General features: G+C 63.4%; 9 protein-coding genes and 1 pseudogene. 4 read left to right on the top strand and 6 right to left on the bottom strand.

Annotation, left to right across the window (positions count from 1 at the left end; translation table 11 throughout):
* From V7N12_RS12845 to V7N12_RS12835, 3 genes and pseudogenes are all read right to left on the bottom strand, one after another.
* Positions 1-830, bottom strand: a pseudogene (locus V7N12_RS12845) (hypothetical protein); the annotation flags it as partial.
* Positions 827-1,369 carry an RNA polymerase sigma factor gene (locus V7N12_RS12840; protein WP_333715019.1) on the bottom strand — a complete coding sequence of 181 codons (543 nt, stop codon included), beginning with the start codon at positions 1,367-1,369 and terminating at the stop codon, positions 827-829. The gene V7N12_RS12840 and the pseudogene V7N12_RS12845, both read right to left, overlap by 4 nt.
* 61 nt (positions 1,370-1,430) lie before the next feature.
* Positions 1,431-2,909, bottom strand: a complete 1,479-nt coding sequence (locus V7N12_RS12835; protein WP_333715018.1) for an NAD-dependent succinate-semialdehyde dehydrogenase — start codon at positions 2,907-2,909, stop codon at positions 1,431-1,433.
* 65 nt (positions 2,910-2,974) lie between these two features.
* On the opposite strand from V7N12_RS12835, the gene V7N12_RS12830 reads away from it, so the two are divergent.
* Together V7N12_RS12830 and V7N12_RS12825 are read left to right on the top strand one after the other, a co-directional pair.
* Positions 2,975-3,778: an alpha/beta hydrolase gene (locus tag V7N12_RS12830; protein ID WP_333715017.1), complete on the top strand. Its 804-nt coding sequence runs from the start codon at positions 2,975-2,977 to the stop codon at positions 3,776-3,778.
* A gap of 133 nt (positions 3,779-3,911) precedes the next feature.
* On the top strand, positions 3,912-4,220 hold the full coding sequence (locus V7N12_RS12825; protein WP_333715015.1) for a hypothetical protein: 309 nt from the start codon (positions 3,912-3,914) through the stop codon (positions 4,218-4,220).
* 51 nt (positions 4,221-4,271) lie between these two features.
* Here the strand turns inward: V7N12_RS12825 and V7N12_RS12820 are convergent, their stop codons facing one another.
* Complete coding sequence (locus V7N12_RS12820) at positions 4,272-4,901, bottom strand: ribonuclease T2 (protein WP_333715013.1); 630 nt, start codon at positions 4,899-4,901, stop codon at positions 4,272-4,274.
* Positions 4,902-5,039: 138 nt separating this feature from the next.
* On the opposite strand from V7N12_RS12820, the gene V7N12_RS12815 reads away from it, so the two are divergent.
* Positions 5,040-5,801, top strand: coding sequence for a DUF1013 domain-containing protein (locus V7N12_RS12815; RefSeq protein WP_333715011.1), 762 nt, complete (start codon positions 5,040-5,042; stop codon positions 5,799-5,801).
* A gap of 57 nt (positions 5,802-5,858) precedes the next feature.
* Here V7N12_RS12815 and V7N12_RS12810 read toward each other — a convergent pair whose 3' ends face one another.
* On the bottom strand, positions 5,859-6,476 hold the full coding sequence (locus tag V7N12_RS12810) for a class I SAM-dependent methyltransferase (RefSeq protein WP_333715010.1): 618 nt from the start codon (positions 6,474-6,476) through the stop codon (positions 5,859-5,861).
* 93 nt (positions 6,477-6,569) lie between these two features.
* On the opposite strand from V7N12_RS12810, the gene V7N12_RS12805 reads away from it, so the two are divergent.
* Positions 6,570-7,478 (top strand): LysR family transcriptional regulator, encoded by a 909-nt coding sequence (locus V7N12_RS12805; RefSeq protein ID WP_333715009.1) that lies wholly within the window; start codon positions 6,570-6,572, stop codon positions 7,476-7,478.
* On the opposite strand, the gene recR is transcribed toward V7N12_RS12805, so the two are convergent.
* The coding region (gene recR / locus V7N12_RS12800) for a recombination mediator RecR (protein ID WP_333715008.1) at positions 7,470-8,058 on the bottom strand (589 nt) is incomplete at its 5' end. The two genes, V7N12_RS12805 and recR, sit on opposite strands and share 9 nt — an antisense overlap.

Genomic DNA, 8,058 nt, shown 5'->3' with positions numbered 1-8,058 from the left:
TAGCCTGCGTCCAGGTCCGCCGCGCGGCGGATCAGGGCAATGACATCCGAATATTCCGCAGTGGCAGCGCCTTCCGCCAAGGCCAGCGCGTCGGTGAACCCCCAGCCGTTCATATCCGCGCCCGTGGCAAGGCGCTGGGCGAAACCGGCGATGGCGATCACAAGCGTGATCCCTTCGGATGCGGGGTCAAGCGGATTTCCTTCCGCCGCCACCAGCGTGAAGCGCCGGGGGTCATCCGGGTCGCCGCTGTCGCGCAGGGCGGACTGCGCACTCCACGGCACGGCATAGGATGCCGAAGCTGCGGCAGGGAGGCCTGCGGCCAGCGCGTTGATCAGCCTTGTGGGGTCGATGGAGGCAGGGTCGGGCAGGGCGCCTTGCGACAGGGTCTCTGCCAGCATGGCGACAGGATCGGCGATCCGCTGGCCCTGGCTTGCGGTCGCTGCGGAGATCTCGGCGATGTCCGACAAGGCTTGTGGTTCCAGCATCGGCTCTGTCGTCATCGGCGCGGGGGGCGCCTGGCGGAGCGATGAGGAAACCTCGGCCGGTGCCGAAAGCGAGACCGGCAAAGGTTGATCCGGTTGCGAAGGCAGGACAAGCACTCCAAGGGCGACAGCGGCGGTCAGTCCGGTGGCAAGACCGCCCCAGATGCCGCCGATGCGCGCCGCCTTCAGCCTTGACCAGATGCCACCGGTCGGTGCCGCTTTGCGGTGGCGCGCTTCAAAGGCGGCTGCCGCTTGCGCGGTGTTCCTTGCGCGCCGTGCTGCATCCGGTGCAGGCGTCGCCGCCGCCAAGGCGGCCTTGAGATCGCGCAGATCGTTGCGGTCGGTCATATCCTGTCCTCCGTCTCGCGCAGCGCGCGCAGGGCCTTCTTGGCCTCCGAGATGCGCCAGCTGATCGTGCCCTCGGACACGCCGAGGATCTCGGCGGCTTCGGCATGGGTCACGTCATCGAGTGTCAGTGCCAGCGTGTCGCGCAGCGCATCGGGCAGTGCTGTCATGGCCCGATGCAGCCAGTCGATCTGTGCCGCTGCTTCCGCGTTGTCTGCGGTGCGGCGCGTCTCCCAGTCGCCCCAGCCTTCGGTGGCTTTCGCATACCGCGCCCGCTTGCGGCGGCGGTCGTGGGCGGCGTTCACGGCAACGCGGTAGAGCCATGTCGTCACCTTGGCGCGGCCGGAAAAGCCGGCAAGCTTCGCAGGCAGGGCAAGGCAGATGTCCTGCGTCAGATCCTCGGCCTCGGACCGGGCGCCGGTCAGGCGAAAGCAAAGCGCAAACAGCCTGTCATAGTGCCGGTCGAGCAGGCTGGCAAAGGCCGCGCCGTCACCGGCTGCGGCAGCCCTTGCCAGTTCCTGATCATCCGTCATCATGCGCATCACGGTGATAAGACGCCGCGATTTCGTCAATCCTTGGCAGGATTGGCAGATTTTTTCGGCATCAGATGCTGGTGCAGATGTATTTCATCTCCAGGTAGTCATCGATCCCGTGGCGTGATCCCTCGCGGCCCAGACCTGACTGCTTGACCCCGCCGAAGGGCGCGACCTCGGTCGAGATGATGCCGGTGTTCACGCCGACGATGCCATATTCCAGCGCCTCGGCCACTTTGGTCACACGGCTGATGTCCTTGGCGTAGAAATAGGATGCCAGACCGAAGATCGTGTCATTGGCAAGCGCGATCACGTCGTCTTCGTCCTCGAACATGAAAAGAGGGGCGAAGGGGCCGAAGGTTTCGTCTGTGCTGACCATCATGTCCTTGGTCGCCTTGGTCACGATGGTGGGTTCGAAGAACTGGCCGCCAAGGGCGTGCGGCTTGCCGCCGGTGAGGATCTCGCCGCCCTTGGACAGGGCATCGGCCAGATGTTCCTGCACCTTGTCGACAGCGGCCGGTTCGATCAGCGGGCCAAGCGTGGTGCCGTCTTCCAGCCCGTCGCCGACCTTCAGTTTCTCGACCGCCACCTTCAGCTTGGCGGCGAAGGCATCATAGACGCCGCGCTGCACGTAGATCCGGTTGGCGCAGACGCAGGTCTGTCCGTTGTTGCGGAACTTGCAGGCGATGGCCCCTTCGACGGCGGCATCGAGGTCGGCGTCATCGAAGACGATGAAGGGCGCGTTGCCGCCCAGCTCCATCGAGCATTTCATGACCTGATCGGCGGCCTGTTTCAGCAGGATGCGCCCCACTTCGGTCGAGCCGGTGAAGGTCAGTTTGCGCACGATCGGGTTTTCGCAGAATTCCTTGCCGACAGCCGAGGACGAGGTCGAGGTGACGATCGAGAAGAGACCCTTGGGCACCCCCGCCTCTTCGGCCAGTTTGCCCATCGCAAGGGCCGACAGCGGCGTCAGCGAGGCTGGGCGGATCACGAAGGCACAGCCGGCAGCCAGCGCAGGCGCGACCTTGCGGGCGATCATCGCATTGGGAAAGTTCCACGGCGTGATGCCTGCCGCCACGCCGATGGGCTGGCGGATCACGGTGATGCGCTTGTCCGGCATATGGCCGGGGATGGTTTCGCCATAGATGCGCTTGGCCTCTTCGGCGAACCATTCGACGAAAGAGGCGCCATAGGCGACCTCGCCGCGCGCTTCGGCCAGGGGTTTGCCCTGTTCGGCGGTCATGATGATGGCAAGGTCTTCCTGATGGGCCATCATCAGGTCGAACCATTTGCGCAGGATGTTGGCGCGGTCCTTGGCCGCGCGGGCGGCCCAGGGTTTCTGCGCGGCCTCGGCGGCGGTGATCGCCTCGGCCACTTCTTCGCGTGACAGGTCGGGCACATGGGCAAGCACGTCGCCGCGCGCAGGATTGGTGACGGCGAAGGTCTTGCCGCTGCGGGCCTTGACCCATTCGCCCGCGACGAAGGCGTCCTCGCAGACAAGATCGGGACGCGACAGAAGAGACTTCAATGGGGTCGTTTCGTCGAGCATGGTGGCCTCCTTCAGGTTTTCGCGCTACTTGATCCTAGTGCGCAGACCGCGTAAAGGGGCTGACGATGGAAATGGACGACGCCTATCAGAATGCGGCCCATATTCCGGGCGGTGACGGATACCCTGACAAATGGGCCGCCGCGGCGGCGGCCTTTCGGCATGACGCGACCTGCGAGACCGATCTCTACTACGGTGAAAGCCCGCGGCAGGTCTTCGACCTGTTTCATCCTGCGCGGCTGTCAAAGGGATTGGTGATTTTCGTGCATGGCGGCTATTGGCTGCGCTTCGACAAGAGTTTCTGGTCGCATCTGGCGGCGGGGCCCTTGGCGGCGGGGTGGACGGTGGCGATGCCGTCCTATGATCTTTGCCCTGATGTGCGGATCGCGGATATCGGCCAGCAGATCATGACCGCGATTGCAACGATTGCCGAGCGTGTGCCGGGACCGATCCGGCTGATCGGGCATTCGGCGGGTGGCCAACTGATCGCGCGCGCCGCCGTGCCGCGGCCTGCCGCAGGGTGGCAAGATCGACTGGAGAAGCTGGTGCCGGTCTCGCCCGTCGCGGACCTTGCCCCCTTGATGCAAACCACGATGAACGCCGATCTGAGGATCGACGCGGCCGAGGCGATGGCCGAAAGTCCGGTGCATCTGGCTGCACCCCGGGCCGAGACCACCGTTTGGGTCGGCGGCGATGAACGCCCCGCCTTTCTTGCGCAGGCCTACGCGCTTGCCACCCGCTGGGAGTGCCGACAGGTCGTCACCAAGGGCGAACATCACTTCAGCGTGGTCGAAGCGCTGGCCGTGCCCGACAGCCCATTGACCGCTGAATTGCTGGCCGAGGTGCGCCATGGCCGGGATCCGGCGCCATGATTTCGACCGCGAGCGTAACAATAGGACAGGTTCCGGACCGTTCTGCCTTGTCGTTATGGACCTGTTTAGCCATCCCGCCTACAATCCCCCCGAAACAAACTGCGCGAATCGCGCTCCAAGACGGTGTGAAATAATGGGTATAAAACAGGTTGTTATTCTGGCTATCGCTGCGACTGCGCTTGCGGCATGTGAATATCGTGCGGACAAGACGGTGATTACCGATACAGGCGTCGACGCGGGCCCCTTGATCGATGGTCTGGCGAATATCTGGATCGACCCTGACGGGTGTCAGCATTGGTATATCGACGATGGTCTCGAAGGCTACATGACGCCACGCCTGAACCGCGACGGCACGCCACGCTGTCAGGACACCCGCGGTGAGGTGATGCTCAAGGATGGTGCGGTGATCCCGACCGAGGCCGAGCCGACACCGGGCGCATAAGCACGCGACTGCAAGCCTTTCGAAATGTCGGCCTTGGCCGGCATTTTCCGTTCAGCGCATCGGGTTGAAAGTCGCGTCGCCCAAGCTGCAATCGCGGATGACATCGGGCGCGCAGTCGCGGAAATCCAGATCGCGGGTCAGGCAGATGCGCACTTCCTGAATGTGGCGGTCGCGGCAGGTCACCGTGATCTGGTCAGCGCGCAGTGCGGGATTGTCGCGCAGGAAGGCCTCTTCGATCAGCGCTGCCGGAAGGGTCACGGGCCGCTTGAGATCACGCAGAACCTGTGGCCGGACGATGCTGCCATAGGCCACGCGCGATAGCGCATAATAGTCATCCGACGACAGCCCCGTGCAGACACCATGCTTGCGCCACTGATGCCAGGCCAGCCCCGAGGTGCCCATGATGTCGGCCATTGCGGCGGTCTGGCTCCGGCTGGGTGGGCGGGCGCTGGTCGTGCAGTATTCGGGATAGCCCGCTTCATACTGGGGCCACAGCCCGTGCAGGATCCAGCCAAAACCGCTGTCCGGCGCACATTGCGGTGAATTGCGCGCATCGCCTTCCAGCGCGCACCAATTGGCCGACCACGAGAGGGACAGGACATAGTAGTCGAACGCGCCAGCCCGATCCTGTGCCGCGACGGGCAGCGAAATCAGCGAAATCAGAAAAACGAGGATGCGCATTTTGACCTTCCATCTTGCCCACCCTGCGACTATATACCCGATAAGTTCCCCGACAATGCGCGAACCCGGCTGTGAAAACAGTCTGCCCAGCTTCAGGGCGCGGGAAAGGCTTGTCCGATGCAAGGATGGAGATGAAACATGTCCGGTAAACCGATCATGGCCAAGGCGACAGCGGTCTGGCTTTGCGACAACACGACGCTGACCTTCAAGCAGATCGCCGACTTTTGCGGCTTTCACGAGCTCGAGGTGCAGGGCATCGCCGACGGCGATGTCGCGGTGGGCGTCAAGGGCTTTGACCCGGTCACCAACAACCAGCTGACGCAGGAAGAAATCGACAAGGCAGAGGCCGATCCGGCGCACAAGCTGCGCCTGAAGCATTACGCCGCCGCCGAGGGCGAGGAAAAGCGCCGTGGTCCACGTTACACGCCGCTGTCCAAGCGTCAGGACCGTCCGGCCTCGATCTACTGGCTGGTGAAGTTCCATCCCGAATTGTCGGATGGGCAGATCTCGAAACTGGTCGGCACCACGAAACCGACGATCCAGGCGATCCGTGACCGGACCCATTGGAACATCAACAATCTCGAACCCATCGATCCGGTGGCGCTGGGCCTGTGCAAACAATCCGAGCTTGATGCCGCCGTGCAGAAGGCCAACGCCAAGAAGGCCAAGGAAGGCGAGGCGATGTCGGACGACGAACGTCGCAAGCTGGTCAGCACCGAACAATCGCTGGGCATGGCGCCCGAGCCCAAGATGCCCAGTGCGATGGCCGGTCTGGAAACCTTCAGCCTCTCCGATCCGCGCGACGAGGTGGAGGAAGAGGAAAAGGATGATCGCGACATCAGCGATGCCGACAGCTTTTTCAACCTGCCGGATGACGATGACGACGACAAAGAGGATTGATCCCCGTGATCACCTGACACTTGAACGCGGCGCCCGAAACGGTGCCGCGTTTTGCGTTCAGGGGCGCTGTGCTACCACGAAATGGGTATAGCGGTTCTTGCCGAAGTGGCCCGTTTCCACCAGCCGGAACCCCGCCTTGCGGAATGCCTGATCCAGTTCGTCCCTGCTGAACACAAGAACATGGGGCGCCTTGCCGATCATCTGCATGACCCTGATCATCGGGGGAATGAAGACCGCCATATTCTTCAGGCAGGCGGTTTTCGAGATCACGTATCCGCCGGGTTTGACCTGCGCGAAGAGGTGCCCCAGCGCCGCGTCGAGGTCGTCGACCAGATGCAGGATGCTCGAGGCGAAGATCGCATCGAAGGGGGCGCCCGGGACGGGCTGCATGATCTCGGATTGTAGGAAGGTGACATTGCCGACCCCTTGCGCGGCTTTCTTGCGTTCGCCGAAGGCCAGCATCCCGCCCGAGACATCGGTGGCCGTGATATGGCGCAGGGCGGGCGCAAGCTTCAGCGCCGTCGTGCCGGTGCCGCAACCGACCTCCAGCAGATGGTCCCCGGGGCGCAGATAGTGGCGCGCCCGGTCCAGCGTGTCCTGATAGGCCTGCATGTCTTTGATGGGCGAGGCGGCGTATTTTTCGGCCGCCCTGTCCCAGAACTTGGCGTCACTCATCTTGGCGTGTCCTTGCTGTGGTCAGGGGCAATTTACCCATTCGGCCATGCAAGAGACATTGCGAATTCTTGCGGCTGACATATACATTTTCGTATGAATTGGCAGGCTGTCTCATTCGACTGGAACCAGATGCGCGCCTTCTTCGCAACCGCCGAGGAAGGATCGCTGAGTGCGGCGGCACGGGCCCTTGGGTCGACGCAGCCGACGGTCGGGCGGCAGATCGCAGCGCTGGAGGCCGACCTTGGTCTGTCGCTTTTTGAACGCGCGGGGCGGTCGCTGGTCATGACCGCCGCGGCGCGCGACCTTTTGGAACATGTGCAGGCGATGGGGGATGCGGCCAGCCGCATTTCGATGGTTGCAAGCGGTCAGTCGGACGATATCGCGGGCCGTGTGGTGATCACCGCCAATGATCTTCTCGCCGCAGGGTTTCTGCCGCGCGTCCTGATGCGGTTGCGCAACGAAGCCCCCGGGATCATCGTCGAGATCATCGCCTCGGACCGGATCGAGAACCTGATCCGCCGCGATGCCGATATCGCCATTCGCCATGTCCAGCCGACCCAGCCGGATCTGATCGCAAGGCGTTTGCCCGATGCCACGGCGGGTTTCTTTGCCGCCGCCACCTATCTTGCGCGACACGGGCACCCGCAGTCTTTGGAGGACCTCGGCAAACACAGCTTTATCGGCCCGCGTGACACCGATCAGTTACTGGCCTTTCTGAAAGAGCGGGGCGTCACCATCGCGCCAGAGCGGTTTTGCGCCGTTTCCGAAAACTCGGTCATCATGTGGGAAATGATGCGTGCCGGGCTTGGCATCGTGGTCGGGCCGATCGACTTCATGCCTGCAACCGCGGATGTCGTGCGGGTTCTGCCTGATCTGCCGCCGATCACCTTTCCGGTCTGGCTGGCCACCCACCGCGCCTTGCGCACCAGTCGCCGGATCCGGGTCGTCTTCGACATTCTGGCGGATGAGCTGGCGCGGACGGTGGCGTCAAAGTCAAAGTGACTTGCGCGCGTTCAGCGCCGCCGTGATCGTGCCTTCGTCAAGATAGTCGAGCTCTCCGCCGACGGGCACACCCTGGGCCAGCGATGTGACGGTGATGCCGGGCAGTTGATCGGCGATGTAATGCGCCGTGGTCTGCCCGTCGATCGTGGCCCCCAGGGCGAGAATGACTTCGGTGATCTCTTCCGATCTGATCCGGTCGACCAGCTTGGGGATCCGCAATTCATCGGGTCCGATCGCATCCAGCGCCGACAGCGTGCCGCCCAGAACATGATAGCGCCCCTTGAAGACGCCGCTGCGTTCCATCGCCCAGAGATCGGCCACATCCTCGACCACGGCGATCTGTCCGTTGCCGCGTTTCGCCGATGCGCAGATGTCGCAGATATCACCGGTGCAGATGTTGCCGCAGTTCAGGCATTCGCGCACGTTGGTGCCGACCTTGTGCAGGGCATCGGCCAAGGGCAGCAACAGCAGCGACCGCTTCTTGATCATATGCAGCACCGCACGCCGCGCCGAACGCGGCCCGAGCCCGGGCAGCTTCGCCATCAGCATGATCAGATTGTCGAGATCATCGGTGCCGTTG

The sequence above is a fragment of the Yoonia sp. genome, assembly GCF_036770585.1.
Lineage (GTDB): Bacteria > Pseudomonadota > Alphaproteobacteria > Rhodobacterales > Rhodobacteraceae > Yoonia.
The sequence above is the reverse complement of the archived record's forward strand: the minus strand, read 5'-3'. Positions and strand labels throughout refer to the sequence as shown.